At 67.5% G+C, this 16,962-nt stretch carries 19 protein-coding genes (1 of these 19 cut by a window edge); 9 read left to right on the top strand and 10 right to left on the bottom strand.

The features are described 5' to 3' along the window. Nucleotides 1-52: 52 nt before the first annotated feature. From hemL to HUJ28_02715, 3 genes are all read right to left on the bottom strand, one after another. Nucleotides 53-1,333, bottom strand: a complete 1,281-nt coding sequence (gene hemL / locus HUJ28_02725) for a glutamate-1-semialdehyde 2,1-aminomutase (GenBank protein ID MBD3618369.1) — start codon at nucleotides 1,331-1,333, stop codon at nucleotides 53-55. Nucleotides 1,334-1,432: 99 nt separating this feature from the next. After that, nucleotides 1,433-2,065: a thiamine phosphate synthase gene (locus HUJ28_02720; GenBank protein MBD3618368.1), complete on the bottom strand. Its 633-nt coding sequence runs from the start codon at nucleotides 2,063-2,065 to the stop codon at nucleotides 1,433-1,435. After that, nucleotides 2,062-2,859 carry a hydroxymethylpyrimidine/phosphomethylpyrimidine kinase gene (locus HUJ28_02715; GenBank protein ID MBD3618367.1) on the bottom strand — a complete coding sequence of 266 codons (798 nt, stop codon included), beginning with the start codon at nucleotides 2,857-2,859 and terminating at the stop codon, nucleotides 2,062-2,064. Before HUJ28_02715 ends, HUJ28_02720 begins: the two co-directional genes overlap by 4 nt. Before the next feature lie 118 nt (nucleotides 2,860-2,977). Here HUJ28_02715 and HUJ28_02710 point away from each other — a divergent pair, with 118 nt between their 5' ends. Next, nucleotides 2,978-3,142 (top strand): rubredoxin, encoded by a 165-nt coding sequence (locus HUJ28_02710; protein MBD3618366.1) that lies wholly within the window; start codon nucleotides 2,978-2,980, stop codon nucleotides 3,140-3,142. 7 nt (nucleotides 3,143-3,149) lie between these two features. On the opposite strand, the gene HUJ28_02705 is transcribed toward HUJ28_02710, so the two are convergent. Continuing rightward, nucleotides 3,150-3,707: a class II aldolase/adducin family protein gene (locus HUJ28_02705; protein ID MBD3618365.1), complete on the bottom strand. Its 558-nt coding sequence runs from the start codon at nucleotides 3,705-3,707 to the stop codon at nucleotides 3,150-3,152. On the opposite strand from HUJ28_02705, the gene HUJ28_02700 reads away from it, so the two are divergent. Further along, nucleotides 3,706-5,130 (top strand): MATE family efflux transporter, encoded by a 1,425-nt coding sequence (locus HUJ28_02700; protein ID MBD3618364.1) that lies wholly within the window; start codon nucleotides 3,706-3,708, stop codon nucleotides 5,128-5,130. The genes HUJ28_02705 and HUJ28_02700 overlap by 2 nt on opposite strands. Continuing rightward, nucleotides 5,127-5,564 (top strand): hypothetical protein, encoded by a 438-nt coding sequence (locus tag HUJ28_02695; GenBank protein MBD3618363.1) that lies wholly within the window; start codon nucleotides 5,127-5,129, stop codon nucleotides 5,562-5,564. Before HUJ28_02700 ends, HUJ28_02695 begins: the two co-directional genes overlap by 4 nt. Nucleotides 5,565-5,629: 65 nt before the next feature. Here HUJ28_02695 and HUJ28_02690 read toward each other — a convergent pair whose 3' ends face one another. Then, nucleotides 5,630-6,286, bottom strand: a complete 657-nt coding sequence (locus tag HUJ28_02690; protein ID MBD3618362.1) for an HAD family hydrolase — start codon at nucleotides 6,284-6,286, stop codon at nucleotides 5,630-5,632. Nucleotides 6,287-6,421: 135 nt separating this feature from the next. Here HUJ28_02690 and HUJ28_02685 point away from each other — a divergent pair, with 135 nt between their 5' ends. Both HUJ28_02685 and ptsP read left to right on the top strand, forming a co-directional pair. Next, on the top strand, nucleotides 6,422-6,943 hold the full coding sequence (locus tag HUJ28_02685; protein ID MBD3618361.1) for an RNA pyrophosphohydrolase: 522 nt from the start codon (nucleotides 6,422-6,424) through the stop codon (nucleotides 6,941-6,943). 96 nt (nucleotides 6,944-7,039) lie between these two features. Next, nucleotides 7,040-9,307, top strand: coding sequence for a phosphoenolpyruvate--protein phosphotransferase (ptsP, locus tag HUJ28_02680; GenBank protein ID MBD3618360.1), 2,268 nt, complete (start codon nucleotides 7,040-7,042; stop codon nucleotides 9,305-9,307). A 33-nt stretch (nucleotides 9,308-9,340) separates the two neighbouring features. Here the strand turns inward: ptsP and HUJ28_02675 are convergent, their stop codons facing one another. The 3 genes from HUJ28_02675 to HUJ28_02665 all read right to left on the bottom strand — a co-directional run bounded on the left by HUJ28_02675 (nucleotide 9,341) and on the right by HUJ28_02665 (nucleotide 12,201). After that, nucleotides 9,341-9,847, bottom strand: a complete 507-nt coding sequence (locus HUJ28_02675; GenBank protein ID MBD3618359.1) for a CopD family protein — start codon at nucleotides 9,845-9,847, stop codon at nucleotides 9,341-9,343. Further along, nucleotides 9,844-10,359 (bottom strand): TlpA family protein disulfide reductase, encoded by a 516-nt coding sequence (locus HUJ28_02670; GenBank protein ID MBD3618358.1) that lies wholly within the window; start codon nucleotides 10,357-10,359, stop codon nucleotides 9,844-9,846. Before HUJ28_02670 ends, HUJ28_02675 begins: the two co-directional genes overlap by 4 nt. 84 nt (nucleotides 10,360-10,443) lie before the next feature. Then, on the bottom strand, nucleotides 10,444-12,201 hold the full coding sequence (locus tag HUJ28_02665; GenBank protein MBD3618357.1) for a chloride channel protein: 1,758 nt from the start codon (nucleotides 12,199-12,201) through the stop codon (nucleotides 10,444-10,446). Nucleotides 12,202-12,337: 136 nt separating this feature from the next. On the opposite strand from HUJ28_02665, the gene HUJ28_02660 reads away from it, so the two are divergent. The 4 genes from HUJ28_02660 to erpA all read left to right on the top strand — a co-directional run bounded on the left by HUJ28_02660 (nucleotide 12,338) and on the right by erpA (nucleotide 15,015). After that, entirely contained in the window at nucleotides 12,338-13,366 is a 1,029-nt protein-coding gene (locus HUJ28_02660; GenBank protein ID MBD3618356.1) for an N-acetyl-gamma-glutamyl-phosphate reductase, read from the top strand. A 12-nt stretch (nucleotides 13,367-13,378) separates the two neighbouring features. Next, on the top strand, nucleotides 13,379-14,131 hold the full coding sequence (locus HUJ28_02655; protein MBD3618355.1) for a hypothetical protein: 753 nt from the start codon (nucleotides 13,379-13,381) through the stop codon (nucleotides 14,129-14,131). Further along, nucleotides 14,131-14,583, top strand: a complete 453-nt coding sequence (locus HUJ28_02650) for a polymer-forming cytoskeletal protein (protein ID MBD3618354.1) — start codon at nucleotides 14,131-14,133, stop codon at nucleotides 14,581-14,583. The genes HUJ28_02655 and HUJ28_02650 overlap by 1 nt, the downstream gene beginning before the upstream one ends. Before the next feature lie 69 nt (nucleotides 14,584-14,652). Then, complete coding sequence (gene erpA, locus HUJ28_02645; GenBank protein ID MBD3618353.1) at nucleotides 14,653-15,015, top strand: iron-sulfur cluster insertion protein ErpA; 363 nt, start codon at nucleotides 14,653-14,655, stop codon at nucleotides 15,013-15,015. A 67-nt stretch (nucleotides 15,016-15,082) separates the two neighbouring features. Here erpA and HUJ28_02640 read toward each other — a convergent pair whose 3' ends face one another. Both HUJ28_02640 and HUJ28_02635 read right to left on the bottom strand, forming a co-directional pair. After that, nucleotides 15,083-16,168 (bottom strand): anhydro-N-acetylmuramic acid kinase, encoded by a 1,086-nt coding sequence (locus HUJ28_02640; GenBank protein MBD3618352.1) that lies wholly within the window; start codon nucleotides 16,166-16,168, stop codon nucleotides 15,083-15,085. A 50-nt stretch (nucleotides 16,169-16,218) separates the two neighbouring features. Then, a protein-coding gene (locus HUJ28_02635; protein MBD3618351.1) for a peptidoglycan DD-metalloendopeptidase family protein crosses the window boundary here: on the bottom strand, nucleotides 16,219-16,962 show its 3' portion. It continues 681 nt past the right edge of the window; the window shows 744 of its 1,425 coding nt (coding positions 682-1,425); its start codon lies beyond the right edge, outside the window; it ends in the stop codon at nucleotides 16,219-16,221.

Raw genomic sequence — 16,962 nt, 5'->3', positions numbered from 1 at the left:
CGCCTAACGCCTAACGCCTAACGCCTAACGCCTAACGCCTAACGCCTAACGCCTACAGCTCGGCCAGCACCTCGGCGGCGGCCGCGATGGTCGCATCCAGATCGGCGTCGCTGTGGGCGCTGGAGACGAAGCCGGCCTCGAAGGCCGAGGGGGCGAGGTACACGCCGCGTTCGAGCATGCCGTGGAAGAACAGCTTGAAGCGGTCGAGGTTGCAGTTGGTCACCTGGTAGAAGTCCGTCACCGTCGCCTCGTCGGTGAAGAAAAGGCCGAACATGCCGCCCACCTGGTTGCTGGTCATGGGGATGCCGGCCGCGCGCGCCTTCGCCACGATGCCATCCACCAGACGGGTGGTCTTCTCCGTCAGGTCCTCGTAGAAACCCTTTTCACTGATGATGCCCAGCGTAGTCAGGCCCGCGGCCATGGCGATCGGGTTGCCCGAGAGCGTACCGGCCTGGTAGACCGGACCGAGCGGGGCGAGCTGTTCCATGATCTCGCGCTTGCCGCCGAAGGCGCCCACCGGCATGCCGCCGCCGATGATCTTGCCGAGCGTGGTGAGGTCGGGGGTGACGCCGTACACGGCCTGGGCGCCGCCCAGGGCGACGCGAAAGCCCGTCATCACCTCGTCGAAGATCAGCACGCTGCCGTACTCGTCGCAGATCGCGCGCAGTCCTTCCAGAAAGCCCGGCACCGGGGGGATGCAGTTCATGTTGCCCGCCACCGGTTCGACGATGATGCAGGCCACCTGGTGACCGATGTGCTCGAAGGCCTCGCGCACCTCGTCCAGCTTGTTGTAGGTGAGCGTGATGGTGTGCTCGGCCAGCGCCACCGGCACGCCGGGGGAGTTGGGCACGCCCAGGGTCAGCGCCCCGGAACCGGCCTTCACCAGCAGCGAGTCGCCGTGGCCGTGGTAGCAGCCCTCGAACTTCACGATCTTGTCGCGCCCGGTGTAGCCGCGCGCCAGGCGGATGGCGCTCATGGTCGCCTCGGTGCCGGAGTTGACCATGCGGGTCATCTCCATGGACGGCATGATGCGCGCGATGGCCTCGGCCATCTCGATCTCGATCTTCGTCGGTGCGCCGTAGCTCAGGCCTCGGTCCACCGCCGCCTTCACCGCCGCCAGCACCTTGGGGTGCGCGTGGCCGGCGATCATCGGCCCCCAGGAGCCGACGTAGTCGATGTAGCACCGGCCATCGACGTCGAAGAGATAGGCGCCCTCGGCGCGCTCGATGAAGACGGGCTCGCCGCCCACGCCCTTGAAGGCGCGCACGGGGGAATTGACGCCGCCCGGGATGTGCTCCTGGGCCTCGACGAAGAGCTGGTGGGACTGACTCATGCCTGCTCCGATCCGGTTGTTTGGGAAGGCCCAACAGTCTACACGATTTGCCCCGGTGTGCAGGCGGGCGCGAGCCGGTGACAGGCCCTCGCGGGGTGCTCAGTCGTCGGGGAAGAGCGCCTGGATCCCGCGGGTGGCGGCCTCCGGATCGGCCTGGGCGAACACCCCGCTGATCACGGCGAGCAGGTTGGCACCGGCCGCGATGACTGCGGCGGCATTGTCCGCCTCGATGCCGCCGATGGCGCAGATCGGCACCGTTAGCGTGCGGCGCGCCTCGCGGATCAGGTCCAGCGAGGCGCGCGGGGCGTCGGGCTTGGTGGGCGAGGGGAAGAGGGCGCCGAAGGCGACGTAGTCCGCGCCCCCGGCCTCGGCGGTGTGGGCCAGTGTCAGCGAGTCGTGGCAGGTGATGCCGATGATGGCATCCGGTCCCAGCTGCTCGCGGGCGGCGGCGAGGGCGGTGTCCTGCTGCCCGAGGTGCACCCCGTGGGCACCGGCGGCGGTGGCCAGGGCGATGTCGTCGTTGATCAGCAGCAGGGCACCGTGGGCCTCGCACAGTTCGCGCAGGGCGCGTGCCTCGCGCAGGCGGCGTTCGCCGTCGGTGGACTTGTCGCGGTACTGCAGGATGCGGGCGCCACCGCGCAACACGGCCTCGACCTGTGCCGCCAGCCGGTGGGGGGGTGTCAGTGCGGCATCGGTGATGGCATAGACCCCGGTCAGCCGGTGCCCGCTCACTCCTCGGCCTCCGCCCAGAACAGGCGGTTGGGCAGCAGCTGCCCCATGCCCAGGCGGTAGCCATGGGCGAGGCTTTGCCAGGTGTATTCCTGGGCCTCGTGTATGGCGGAAAAGGGCTCCTGTCCCTGGGCCAGCAGACCGGCGATGGCCGAGGCCAGGGTGCAGCCCGAGCCGTGGTAGCTGCCGTCCAGGCGTTCCCAGGTGAAGTGCTCCGGCGGGCGGCCCTGGACATGCAGGCTGTTGCGTACCTGCGGCGTCTGCTCGTGGGTGCCGGTGACGAGCACGAGATCGGCGCCCCGGTCGAGCAGGGCCGTGGCGCAGGCGTCCAGGGTGTCGGCGCCCGGGGCGAGGCGGCGGACCTCCAGGGAGTTGGGCGTGATCACCGTGGCCTGCGGCACCAGCAGGGTGCGCATGGCATCGAGCATGGCCGCGTCGCCCAGCTCGGTGCCGCCGCCGGCCGCGAGTATCGGGTCGAGCACCACGGGCAGCTCGGGGTAGTCGGTGAGCAGGGTGTGCACGGCCTGGATGATCTCCACCGAGCCCAGCAGGCCGAGCTTGATGGCGTGTACCGGCATGTCCTCGAGCACGGCGCGGGCCTGTGCCACCACCAGGCTGGCGGGCATCGCCTTCACCAGCTTCACGTCATGGGTGTCCTGCACGGTCACGGCGGCCACCACCGGGCAGGCGTGGCAGCCCATGCTGGTGATGGCCTCGATGTCGGCCTGCAGGCCGGCACCGCCGGTGGGGTCGACGCCGGCGATGCTGAGAACGATGGGGATGGATTGCGGGTTCACGTTCGGCTCACGGGGTGGTGATTCGTTTCCTAGAGTGTATCATCGCTGCGGCGACTCACCCGGCGGGTGAGCAGGTCACTTACTCAAAGCCAAAACTCAAACCTTGCGCGTATCGATCATGAAACAGTACATGTGCGTCATCTGCGGCTACATCTACGACGAGGCGAAGGGCGACCCGGAGCATGGGATCCCGCCGGGCACGAAATGGGAGGACGTGCCGATCAACTGGACCTGCCCGGAATGCGGTGCGAGCAAGGAAGACTTCGAGATGGTGGAGATCTGAAGCCGTTTCAGATCGTGCCGGCCACCCGTGCCAGCCAGTCGGTGCGGGCCGACAGCTCCAGCGAGCAGGTCCACTTGTAGGCCAGGTTGAGGCTCTCGGCCGCCGCGTAGACGCCGTGGCCGCGCACGACCACCACCGGGTGCTCCGCCAGTACCGGCGGCACCTTCACCGGGGCCTCGTCGAAGTAGCGCGCATAGTCGATGGTGATCACGGGGATCCGGTCGAAGTAGTACTGGCCCTCGAAGTCCACCGGCCGGTAGTCCTCGCCGTTCATCGTCAGGGCAATGGTATGAGCGCCATGCGAATGCATCACCGCACCGAGCGCCGGGTTGGCGCGGTACACCGCCTGGTGCAGCAGTGCGTCGCTGCTCGCGCCTGCCGGGATCGTGCCGTCCACCGGGCAGGACACCAGGTCCCCGGCCGCCAGCGTGTCGGCGCAGGCGCCGGTGGGCGTGATCCAGAAACCCTCGCCGTCGCGCACCGAGAGGTTGCCCGAGTGGGAGTCGTTGTGGCCGTAATGGCGCAGCCAGCGGTAATGCCGAATGAGGTCGTCGCGCGGGTCCATGCGGCGATGTTACCGCCCGCCCCGGCGATGGCAAGGCCCGCGTGAATCCACCACCAGCACAGGACGTCCCGTGACCCCCCACGCCCCGCTCACCCATCGCGGCGTCTGGGCCCTGGCCCTGCCCATGATCCTCTCCGGCATCTCCCAGCCGCTGCTGGGACTGGTGGACACCGCCGTGGTGGGCCACCTGCCGGACGCGCGCTACCTCGGCGGGGTGGCGGTGGGGGCCATGCTGGTGCAGTTCGTGTTCTGGCAGTTCGGCTTCCTGCGCATGAGCACCACGGGCTTCGCCGCCCAGGCCCTGGGGCGGGAGGACGGCGACGAACTGCGTGCGGTGCTCGGCCGCGCCCTGCTGGCGGGCCTCGCGCTGGCCCTGCTCATCCTGTTGCTGCAGGCACCGCTGATGCAGGCCGCGCTCGCCCTGGTGGGGGCCGGCGAGACGGTCACTCCCGAGGCCCAGCGCTATGTCGACATCCGCATCTGGGCCGCGCCCGCCGCGCTGGCCAACTACGCCTTCATCGGCTGGTTCATCGGCCTGCACCGCACGCGGTCCGTGCTGGTGCTGGTGGTGGTGATGAACCTCGCCAATATCGCGCTGGATCTTCTGTTCGTGGTGGTGCTCGGCCACCGCAGCGGCGGCGTGGCCCTGGCCTCGCTGCTGGCCGAGTACCTGGGGCTCGCGGTCGCCATCGGGCTCGCCCTGCGGCTGCTGCGCGCGCATCCCGGGCGTTGGCGGCGGGACCTGCTCGTCGACCGGGCCGCGCTCCTGGCCCTGTTTCGCGTGAACCGCGACATCTTCCTGCGCACCCTCGGACTGCTGTTCGCCTTCGCCTTCTTCACCGTGCAGGGCGCGCGGCTGGGCGAGCTCACGGTGGCGGCCAACGCCGTGCTCATGAACTTCCAGTCCTTCATGGCCTATGCCCTGGACGGCTTTGCCCACGCAGCCGAGGCCCTGGTCGGGCGCACCGTGGGGCGGCGTGACCGTGCGGCCTTCCGGCGGGCGGTGTGGCTGGCCGGGCTCTGGTCCTTCGTGGCGGCGGCCGGGTTCGCGCTCGTCTACCTGCTGGCGGGGCCGGCCATCATCCGCCTGCTCACCGACCTGCCCCTGGTGCGCGAGACCGCCATGGCGTACCTGCCTTGGCTGGTGCTCACCCCGCTGGTGTCGGTCTGGGCCTTTCTGCTCGACGGCGTATTCATCGGCGCCACCCGCGCCCGCGAGATGCGCAATGCCATGCTGGTCTCGGTGTTTATGATCTACCTGCCTTCGTGGTACCTTCTGCGGCCTTTTGACAATCACGGCCTGTGGCTGGCGCTGCTGCTGTTCCTCGCGGCGCGCGGGCTCACGCTGTACTGGATCTACCGCCGGCAGGCGCTCGCCCAGTGGTTCGAGCCCGCCCCGGCGCAACCCATGGGTCAGGCATGAGCGATTACATCGAGTTCCTCGCCGCGCAGGCGAAGCAGGACAACATCCCCGTCACCCCCGAGCTGGATACGGCCCTGGCCGCGCTGGACGCCGAGTTCGAGACCCTTGCGCCACAGCTCGAGGTCGAATACGTCGGTCCGGGCATCGGCATGGCCGACATGAAGGCCGAGCACGTCTTCAGGCTGGTGGTGCGCTATCACGTCTGGGACGTCTTCAAGGAAGGCTGGGGACTCAAGGTCTGCGATGCCCTGCCCAACAGCGACCTGCGCCCGATGTGGCCGGTGCAGGGCGTGAACCGCCTGCGCAAGAAGCAGCTGGTGCAGGCCCTGCCCGACTTCTTCGCCGGTTACGCCGGGGCGGTGAAGACCGCCGGCAAGGCCGACACCGGGGCCGGCCAGCGTGTCCTGGCGATGGCGGCCGCCTTCGCCAGCTAGGCCAGGTGCTTCCCACGGGTGAGGCCCCGCCTCACCCCTGTCTCCTCACCCCTTCACGCGCCCCCTCAGAAGCGCAGCGACATCTGGTGCCAGCCGCGCTCGCCGGCGATCTCGGTGAGCGTGACGTCGGCGTCCACCGCCACCGGATGGTCGACGCGCTCGAGCAGGGGCAGGTCGTTGTGCGAGTCACTGTAGAAGTGGCTGCCCGCCAGCGTTTCACCGTGCTCGGCCAGCCAGGCCTCCAGGCGCCTGACCTTGCCGGCCTGGAAGCAGGGGATGCCGGCGATCTCGCCGGTGTAGCGGCCGTCAAGGAATTCCGGGTCGGTGGCCAGCAGGTGGTCCACCCCGAGCTCTGCCGCGATGGGCTCGGTGACGAAGCGGTTGGTGGCGGTGATGATCATCAGGGTCTCGCCGCGCTCGCGGTGGCGCGCCAGCAGCTCGCGGGCCTTGGGCAGGATGATGGGCGCGATGTGCTCGCGCATGAAGTCCTCGCGCCAGGCCAGCAGATCCTCCAGGCGGTTCTCCGCCAGGGGGCGGAAGGCGAAGCGGGCGAATTCGTGGATATCGAGGGTGCCGGCCTTGTACTGCTCGTAGAAGGCCTGGTTGGCCTGCTCGTAGGTCTCGCCGTCGACGATGCCCCGGCGTACCAGGAACTGGCCCCATTCGTAGTCGCTGTCGCCGGCCAGGAGGGTGTTGTCGAGATCGAAAATTGCCAGGCTCACACCAGGTCTCCGGGGGTTGGGAAAGGCGGCCATTGTACCGGTTCGGCCGCCGCGGGCCACATTTGCCGGATGGCGGCGGTTGTGGAACAATCGAAACCAGTATCATGAGGAAAACCACCGGGGCGGCCTTCGCAAGTGATTGATTCAGAAGGATATCGAGCCAACGTTGGGATCATCCTTTGCAACGCGGAAGGTCGGGTGTTCTGGGCCAAGCGTATCGGTCAGGATTCCTGGCAGTTTCCGCAGGGGGGCATTCGCGAGAGTGAGTCGCCGGAACAGGCGCTTTACCGTGAGCTCCGTGAGGAGACCGGCCTCGAGCCGGAACACGTGGAGATCATCGGCAGTACGCGCAAGTGGTTGCGCTACCGCCTGCCCAAGCACCTGATCCGGCGCCGGGCCCGCCCGCTGTGCATCGGCCAGAAACAACGTTGGTTTCTGCTGCGTTTCGTCGGCGACGAGGCGGCCGTGCGCCTGGACGCCTGCCCGCATCCGGAGTTCGACGGCTGGTGCTGGGTGGATTACTGGCGCCCGGCGCGCGAGGTGATCTTCTTCAAGCGCCAGGTCTATACCCGTGCCCTGCAGGAGCTGGCGCCGTTGCTGTTTCCCGAGGGTACTTCCGTCGAACAGGCCCCGCTGCCCGAGCGTCGCTCGCGCTAGGCGAGCTCGGCGGTCAAACGAGTCGGGCAATCCCTCCCCTCCACGGACGGGCCCGGCTTCCCCGGTCGGACTATATGGAGAGTGCGTCTTAATCGCATGCTGGATACCCTGCGTCGCATCGTTCAAGAGGTGAACGGGGCCGAGGACCTCGGTCAGGCCCTGGACATCATCGTGGCCCGCGTGAAGGCGGCCCTGTCGGTGGACGTGTGTTCCATCTACCTGACCATGCCCGAGCGCGAGCAGCTCGTGCTCATGGCCACCCAGGGCCTGAATGCCAGCGCCGTGCTGCAGGTGCGCCTGGATTACAGCGAGGGCCTGGTCGGTCTGGTGGCGCAGCGCGCCGAACCGGTGAACATCGACGATGCCCCGCGACATCCCCGCTTCAAGTATTTCCCGGAGACCGGCGAGGAGCGCTATCACGCCTTCCTTGGCGTGCCGATCATCCACCAGCGCCGCATGCTCGGCGTGCTGGTCGTCCAGCACCACGACGAGGTGCGCTTCGACGAGGATCACGTCTCCTTTCTGGTGACCCTGGCCGCCCAGCTGGCCGGCGCCATCAGCCACGCCGAGATCAGCGGCGGCATCCTGCGCATGCGCGACCAGCAGCTGCACGACGACCTGTTCGTGGCGGGTGTCGCGGGCTCGCCGGGGGTCGGCATCGGCGAGGCGGTGGTGGTGTATTCGCTGGCCGACCTGGACGGCGTGCCCGACCGCACCCCCGCCTCCACGGCCGACGAGCGCCAGCATTTCATGGAGGCGGTGCATCGCGTCCAGCAGGACATGATCGAGCTGAAGGAGCGCATGGGCGGCCTGCTCCCTGCCGAGGAGCGCGTGCTGTTCGACGCCTACGTGATGATGCTCGGCAGCGACAGCCTGGTGCAGCGCACCATCGAGCGCATCAACGAAGGCAACTGGGCGCCGGGGGCCCTGCGCGAGACCGTGCGCGAATACGCGCGCATGTTCGAGGAGATGGACGACCCCTACCTGCGCGAGCGCGCCACCGACCTGCGCGACATCGGCCGGCGCATCCTCACCTGCCTGCAGTCCGACGGCGAGAGCGAGCGCCGCATTCCGCAGCGGGCGGTACTGGTCGGCGAGGACGTCACCGCGACCCAGCTCGCGGAGATCCCGCCGGAGAACCTGGTTGGCGTGGTCTCCGCGCGCGGCTCGGGCTCCTCGCATGTGGCCATCCTCGCCCGCGCCATGGGCGTGCCGGCGGTGATGGGCCTGAGCGATCTGCCGGTAGGGCGCCTGGACGGGCGTGAAGTGGTGGTGGACGGGTACATGGGGCGCGTCTACGTGCAGCCCAACCCCATGGTGCTGCGCGAGTTCGAGCGCCTCGCCGAGGAGGAGCGCGAGCTCTCCGAGGGGCTCAACGAGATCGCCAACGAGCCGGCCGTGACCCGCGATGGCGTGCACGTGCCCATCTACGTCAACAGCGGGCTCATCTCCGACCTCACGCCCTCGGCGGATTCCGGCGCGGAGGGCATAGGCCTGTACCGCACCGAGGTGCCTTTCATGCTGCGCGAACGCTTCCCCGGCGAGGAGGAGCAGTTCGGCATCTATCGCACGGTGCTCGAGGCCTTCGCCCCGCGTCCCGTCACCCTGCGCACCCTGGATGTCGGCGGCGACAAGGCCCTGCCGTATTTCCCCGTGCAGGAAGACAACCCCTTCCTCGGCTGGCGCGGCATCCGCATCACCCTGGATCATCCCGAGATCTTCCTCTCCCAGGTGCGCGCGATGATGCGGGCCAGCCAGGGCTTCAACAACCTGCAGGTGTTGCTGCCCATGATCTCCTCGCTGAGCGAGCTGATGGAGTCACAGGTCCTGATCGAACGTGCGCGCCAGGAGCTGCTGGACGACGGGGTGCTCGTGGAGATGCCCAAGGTGGGGGTGATGATCGAGGTGCCCTCGGCGGTATATATCGCCGACATGCTGGCGCGTCGCGTCGATTTTCTCAGTATCGGCACCAATGACCTGGTGCAGTACCTGCTGGCCGTGGACCGCAACAACGCCCGCGTCGCCGACCTCTATCACCACCTGCACCCGGCCGTGCTGCGTGCCCTGGTACAGGTGGTGAGTGCCGCCCATGCGGCCGGCAAGCCGATCAGCGTCTGTGGCGAGATGGCGGCCGATCCCGAGGCCGTGCTGCTGTTGCTGGGTATGGGGGTGGACAGCCTGAGCGTCTCGGTGGCCACCATGCCACGCGTGAAGTGGGTGGTGCGTTCCTTCGAGCACGAACGCGCCCGCGACCTCCTGGCCCAGGCCCTGCAGATGGAAGACCCGGCTGCGATTCGTGCCATGCTCAACAATGCCCTGGTCGAGGCGGGCCTGGGCGGCCTGGTACGCGCCGGGAAGATCTGATGGTGTGAGGCGCCCGGACCGGTCGATGCGGCTCTAGCGGCGTCCCTTCATCATGCCCAGGCCCGCAAACACCGCAACGATCGCGAGCAGGATGCCCATGCCGATCACGGCGGGCATGACGGATTTGGTGACCACCGCCAGCACGATGCCCACCAGCATGAATACCGGGATCTCGTTGAACCAGCGATACCACTGATGGCCGTGCCGGTTGCGGTCGTCGCGAAAGTACATCAGCAGGACGCCGCACCAGATGTGGTAGGCGATGAGCAGCACCACCAGCAGCAGCTTCAGGTGCATCCAGCCGGCGGCGTAGGCAGTGGGATTCATGCCGATCATCCACAGGCCGAGCACGATGGTGATGATGGCCCCCGGGGTCATGATGCCCCAGAAGAGCTTGCGCTCCATCACCTTGAAGCGATCGCGCCCCGGGATGTCGGTGCACATCGCGTGGTAGACGAACAGCCGCGGCAGGTAGAACAGCCCGGCGAACCAGGTCACCATGAAGATGACGTGCACGGCCTTGATGACGAGGAAGCTCATGCCGGTTTCTCCTCCAGCATCCTGCGGATGTTGTTCTCGACGAGATCCATGTCGAACTCCCCGAGCTTTTTGTAGATGATGCGCCCGCGCGTGTCGATGAGGAAGGTGGTGGGGGTCAGGCGCACATCGCCAAAGGCCCGGGCCGCCGAGGAATCGAGGTCCAGGGCGATGGTGTAGGGCAGCTCGCGCTGGTTGCGCATGGCCAGCACCTGGTTGGGCGGGTCATAGGCCATGGCCACGCCGATCACCTCCAGGCCCTGCGCATGGTAACGCTCGTAGAGCTCGACCAGATGAGGCATCTCCTTCACGCAGCCGGGACAGGTGGTGGCCCAGAAGGTGAGCAGCACGGGTTGTCCCTTGAGGTCGCCCAGCGCGACGGTCTCGCCTTCCAGCGTCTTGAGTTCCACCGGCGGCGCGGGGGCAAGCCCGGGTTCGGCGGTGAGCCAGAAGCCGATGCCACCGCCGACGAGCAGCAGTGCGAACAGGCCGATGAGTATGTCCTTGGTCTTCATGTCGTAGGTCTGTCTCGGTTGGGTCGGTGCAGTCTATCCCGATTGCCGGGGCATGCAAATGTGACCGCGCTGCCGCCTCAAGATTCACAGCCGGTAGGCGGCCTCGACCTGCTCGCGGGTGAGGATGCCGTAGATGCGTGTGATGCCGGGTGCGATCTGGCGTTCCACGTACAGGGCTTCCATGCCGCTGTCGGCCAGCTGTCGGCGGGCCTGTTCCATGTCGGCCTCGCGATAGATGGCCGCCCCCTGCCGCCGCTCGGCAGGGATCTTCAGCAGGTCCAGTTCCTCATAGTCGCTTTCCTCGCCGGCGCGCAGCAGGTCCACGGCGGGCAGCAGGGCCACCGGACGATGTTCCTCGTCGTCCACCAGCACCCAGCGCGGTTCACTGGCCAGCAATTCCTTGATGCTCGCGCGCGGGATGCGCTTGTCGGCACGCACGAAGCCGCGTTCCATCACGCTGGCCACGCCGATGCGGCGCAGGGCCGCCATGATCGGGTCGTTGCGGTAGTCCATGCCGCGGGCATGTAGCAGGGCACGGAAGATGGAGGGGGTGCGGAACAGCTCCGAGCTGGTGAGCCCGGCCATGACGATGGCCAGCATGCCGGGAAAGATGATACCCGGGTGGCCGGTGAGCTCCATCATGGCCGTCAGCGCCGCCAGCGGTGCCTGGAGTGTCGCCCCCATCATGGCGCCCAGGCCGAGCAGGGCGTAGAAGCCCACGCCGGAGGAGTTGTCGGGGGAGATGAGGGTGGCGATCACGCCGAGCACTCCGCCTAGCATGGCGCCCATGATCAGCGTGGGCCCCACCACGCCGCCGGGGATGCCGAGCGCCACGGCCGAGGACGTGGCCAGCAGCTTGAAGACCGCCACCCCGAACAGCACGCCGATCCCCAGTTCGCCCAGCAGGGCGGCGTTGACACTGTCATAGCCGATGCTCATGACCTCGGGAAAGGCCAGGGCGCAGAGGCCGACGATGACGCCGGCCAGGGTAGTGCGCAGCAGGAAGTCGCGTTCGCGGAAGTAGTCGGCGGTGCGGCGCGTGAGCTGGATGAAGCCGGAGGAGAAGGCCCCGACCACGACCCCGAGCAGCAGGATGTAGGGCAGCTCCAGCAGCGAGCGGAGTTCCGGCACGGGAATGCTGAAGACGGGGTCGGCACCGAACACGGCCACCGAGATCGAGGTGGCGGCCACGGCCGAGAGGATGACGGGCATGAAGCTCGCCAGCGAATAGTCCATCATCACCACCTCGAGGGCGAAGATCACCCCGGCCAGCGGCGTATTGAAGGAGGCCGCGATGGAGGCGGAGGTGCCGCAGCCGACCAGGGTGCGCAGGGTGTTGTTGGGCAGGCCGAGGCGCTGGCCGAGCAGGCTGCCGCTGGCAGCGCCCAGGTGCACGCCCGGGCCCTCGCGCCCCACGGACTGGCCGCTGATGATGGCGATGGCCCCGCCCGCGAACTGCAGCAGGAGTCCGCGCAGCGAGAGGTAGCCCTGATGGTAGGCGAGGCGTTCCATGACGTGGACGATACCCACGACATGGCGCCCCCTGGCGGCGAACTTGAAGAGTATGCCGATGGTCACGCCGCCTGCCACGGGCAGGGCGAACCGGGCCCAGAGCGGCAGGGCCTCGTAGGCCTCTATCTCGCCGCCGGGCAGGAAACCCGCCTGCGCGGATTCGATCAGCCAGCGGAAGGCGACGATCACCCCGCCGGCCAGCAGGCCGGTGAGGGTGCCGAGTACCGAGAGTTGCAGCAGGGCGTCGGGGCGCGAGAGATGCAGGCGCAGGTTCTCCAGCGCCACGTCGAGGTGGCGGCGGCCAGGCAGAAGGCGGTGGCGGCGCGGCATGAGGGCATTATGCCAAAGCCGCGGCGTTCGGGCAGGTCGATTCGTGTTGTGATACCGTGCCGTTTCGCCGTCAGCCCATAGTCGTTTATGATTGGCGGCATTTTTCAGGCGGTAAACCGTTGATGAGGTGTGTAGTGTGATCAAGGTCGGCGTCGTCGGGGCAACGGGGTACACCGGTGTCGAATTGCTGCGTCTGCTGGCGCGTCATCCGCAGGTCGAGGTGCAATGCGTGACCTCGCGTGGCGAGGCCGGCACGCGCGTGGATGCCATGTTCCCCAACCTGCGCGGTTTCATCGACCTCGAGTTCGTCGAGCCCGATACCGCCCCTCTGGCCGAGTGCGACCTGGTCTTCTTTGCCACACCCAACGGCACCGCCATGCAGAGTGTGCCGGCCCTGGTCGAGGCCGGTGTCCGGGTGATCGATCTGGCTGCCGACTTCCGGCTCCGTGATGCGGACGAATGGGCCACGTGGTACGGCATGGCGCATACCTGCCCCGATCTGCTGGCCGAGGCGGTATACGGCCTGCCGGAGATCAATCGCGAGGCCATCCGCAGCGCGCGTGTGGTGGCCAATCCCGGCTGTTATCCCACCGCCGTCACGCTCGGCTTCCTGCCGTTGATCGAGAGTGGGCTGGTCTCGCGCGAGGCGCTCATCGCCGATGCCAAGTCGGGGGTGAGCGGGGCCGGGCGCAAGGCGCAGGTCGGCACGCTGTTCTCCGAGGCGGACGAGAACTTCAAGGCCTACGGGGTGGCGGGCCACCGGCACCTGCCGGAGATCCGGCAGACGCTCAGCACCGTGGCGGGTGAATCGGTGGGGCTTACCTTCGTGCCGCACCTCGTGCCGATGGTGCGCGGCATCCATGCCACCCTCTACGGCATGTTGCGCGAGGAGGCGGATCTGCAGGCCCTGTTCGAACAGCGCTACGCCAACGAGCCCTTCGTCGATGTGCTGCCGGACGGCAGTCACCCCGAGACCCGCACGGTGCGGGGCGTGAACACCTGCCGTATCGCGGTGCACCGGCCGCAGGGCGGTGACACGGTGGTGGTTCTTTCCGTAATTGATAACCTCGTCAAGGGCGCGGCCGGCCAGGCCGTCCATAATATGAACCTCATGTTCGGCCTGGACGAGGCCCTGGGGCTCGATGTGCCGGCCCTTTTACCCTGACGTGACGCCTCGATGAGCCTGTTCGATCTGTTCAAGCGTCACGACGGGCCGGGGTACCGGCTGCACCACCATGACCCGCTGAAGAAGCGGCTCAAGGCGTTTTTGCTCCTGGCGCTGCTCGCCGGCAGTGGCTGGGGGCTGTATCAATACGGCTATCTGAAAAGCGGATACGATGCCCGCTCGGCCGACGAGCACCTGCTGGCGCTGCGCGAACGGGTGGACTATCTGACCCGGCAGAACCGCGAACTCACCCAGCAGGTGGCCCAGCTCGAACGCTCGCGCGTCATCGAGGCCGAAGCCGCCACGCAGGTGTCCACCGCCCTCAGTGCCATGGAGACCGAGATGCTGGAACTTCGCGAGGAACTGTCGTTCTATCGCAGTATCGTCTCGCCCTCCAAGATGGAGCCGGGCCTGCATATCCAGCGACTGGAGCTGGAGCGCGGTGAGGCCGAAGGCGAGTATCACTACAAGCTGGTGCTGACGCTGGTGCGGGGCAACAATCGCGTGGCGCGAGGCACCGTGGACATGCGGGTATCGGGGCAGATCGGCGGTGAATCGAGGACCCTGGGCCTGGCGGAGATCGATCCGGGGGCGGAGCTGCGGTTCTCCTTCAAGTATTTCCAGAGCCTGGAGGGGACCCTGCTGCTGCCGGCGGGTTTCCAGCCCCGCAAGCTCGAGGTGAAGGTCGATGCCAGCGACCGTCGCCTGGACGATATCGACACGAGTTACGACTGGAACGTCATCCTGACTGGAGAGAATGCGTAATGTGGGGACGGAAGACACAGACGACGCAGAAGTTCAATGCGGCCAAGATCGATACCCTGGTCGGGCGACACACGCAGCTCAAGGGCGACGTGAAATTCACCGGCGGGCTGCACGTCGAGGGCCTGATCGAGGGTAACGTGATCGCAGAGGATGAGGATTCCATCCTGATCCTGAGCGAGAACGGCCTGATCAAGGGCGAGGTGCGCGTGCCCAACATGGTGCTGAACGGCAGCGTGGAGGGTGATGTGCATGCCTCCAACCGCGTCGAGCTGGCGACCAAGTCGCGCGTCACCGGCAATGTCTATTACAATCTCATCGAGATGGCCATCGGCGCCGAGGTCAACGGCAGCCTGGTGCATCGCAAGGGCGGCAAGCCGCAGCTGGAGTACAAGAATGCAGGGGCCAAGGCCGAGGCCGCTGCCGACAAGGGTGGCGTGGTCCACGGCGTCTGATTCTTGACTAAACTGCTCAGGTAATGCTAGCGTAGTCCGCAAACCCGGTAATTTTGGAGAGACTTGGTCATGAGTGCGACCCAGACTGCAAGCGAATCCATGCCCGCCCCGCTGGTCTTCACCGACGCGGCCGCGAGCAAGGTGAAAGAGCTGATCGACGAGGAAAACAACGACAACCTGAAGCTGCGCGTGTTCGTCACCGGCGGCGGTTGCTCGGGGTTCCAGTACGGCTTCACCTTCGACGAGAGCATCAACGACGGTGATACCTCGGTCGAGAATAATGGCGTGACCCTGGTCATCGACCCGATGAGCTACCAGTATCTGGTCGGTGCCGAGATCGATTACTCGGAGGGCCTGGAAGGCGCCCAGTTCGTGATTCGTAACCCGAATGCCACCACCACCTGCGGCTGCGGATCCTCATTCTCCGTCTGAACGGTGTGTGGCAAGAAACGAGAAAGGGGCCTGCGGGCCCCTTTTTTGTGCCTGTGAGATTTGCTCCTCAGCGCCCCGTATGGATCGCACCAAGGACGGCGGCACGAGCCGCGCCGGTGACAGCAGGCAGGTTGCCGGGATGGCCCTGCAGGGTCTGGTGCGCGAGCCAGGCAAAGGTCATGGCCTCCACCCAGTCCGGGGCGATACCGTGCGCCCCGCTGTCCTCCACGGGGATATCCGGCAGCAGCCCGGCCAGCCGGCGCATGAGCATACCGTTGTGCGTGCCGCCCCCGCCGACGATCACTCGTTCCGTGCCCGCACAGTGCCGTGCGATGGCCGTGGCGGCGGTGGTGGCGGTGAATTCCAGCAGGGTGGCCTGTACGTCGGCGGGGGCCACGGCTTCCAGCGACAGGCCGGCCAGTTGCCGGTCCAGCCAGGCGAGGTTGAAGTGCTCGCGTCCGGTGCTCTTGGGCGGTGGCAGCGACAGGTAGGGCTCGGCGAGCAGGGCCTGCAGGAGTGCGGGGATGGGGGTGCCACTGGCCGCCCAGGCCCCGTCTGCGTCGAAGCCCTCTCCCCGGTGGCGGCGGATCCAGCCATCCATCAAGGTGCTGGCCGGCCCGGTGTCGAAGCCCCGGACCGGTGCATCTTCTGCGGCGGATGGCAGGTCCGTGATGTTGGCGATGCCGCCCAGGTTGAGGATCACGCGGTGTTCGTCCGGGCTGGCGAAGACATCGGCGTGAAAGGCTGGTACCAGCGGGGCTCCCTGTCCGCCCAGGGCGATGTCCATGCTGCGAAAGTCGGCGACGGTGGTGATCCCGGTTCCGGCGGCGATGCGGCTGGCATCGGCCAGTTGCAGCGAGAAGGCCTCGCTGCCCTGCGGGGCATGGCAGACCGTCTGTCCATGACTGCCGATGGCCCGTACGGTGTGCGCCGCCACCCCGGCCGTTTCGAGCAGGGCGCGGGCGGCCTCGGCGAAGTGATCGCCCAGAGCGGCGTGGAGGTGGCCGATCTCGGCCAGCGGTCCCTGCCAGTCCGGGGCCAGGAGCCGTTCCAGCCGGGCGAGCAGGTCGGGAGGATAGGGGAGGGTGAGGGCATGGTGCAGACTGGGCTGCTCTGTCTCGATCGCCACCAGGGCGGCATCGATGCCGTCCATGCTGGTGCCCGAGATCAGGCCGATATAGAGCGACACGGCGTGGTGCGGCGTCAGGGTGTCGCGACACCCTGTGCCAGCTGCACCCGTCTCACCGTGTCGAGCTGGGCGAACAGCGGTTCGGCATGATCCTGGAAGCGGGCGACGACAGCCGCCGGCAGGGGGTCGGCCGTGGGCAGTTTCACCGTCAGCGGGTTGCGGTGCACGCCGTTGACGAGGAACTCGTAGTGCAGGTGGGGGCCGGTCGCCAGGCCGGACTGGCCGACATAGCCGATGATCTGACCCTGCTTGACGCGTGTGCCGACGCCCACGCCGCCGCGGAAGCGGGAGAGATGGGCATACAGGGTGCTGTAGGTGGCGCCATGCTGGATGATGACGGTACGCCCGTAGCCGCCCTTGGTGCCGCGAAAGGTGATCTTGCCATCACCGGCGGCCTTGATCGGAGTGCCGGTGGCGGCGGCGTAGTCCACGCCCCGGTGCGGGCGCTTGACGCCCAGCACCGGGTGGTAACGCTCGGGCTGGAAACGGGAGCTGATGCGGTGGAAGTCCACGGGGGCGCGCAGGAAGGCCTTGCGCATGCTGCGGCCATCGGGGCTGTAGTAGCCGGCCCGGGCACCGTCGCCATCGTAGTAGGCGGCGCGGAAGGCGCGTCCCTGGTTGATGAACTCGGCGGCGAGTATGCGTCCGTCGCGTAGCTTCTCGCCGTCCCGATAGTATTCTTCATAGATCACGCTGAACTGGTCGCCGGCGCGGATGTCCAGCGCGAAGTCGATGTCCCAGCCGAAAATGGTGGCCAG

Source organism: Chromatiales bacterium (genome assembly GCA_014762505.1).
In the GTDB taxonomy this organism is placed as follows: Bacteria; Pseudomonadota; Gammaproteobacteria; order SpSt-1174; family SpSt-1174; genus SpSt-1174.
Note: the sequence above shows the minus strand (reverse complement) of the source record. Positions and strands in the feature narration are given on the sequence as shown.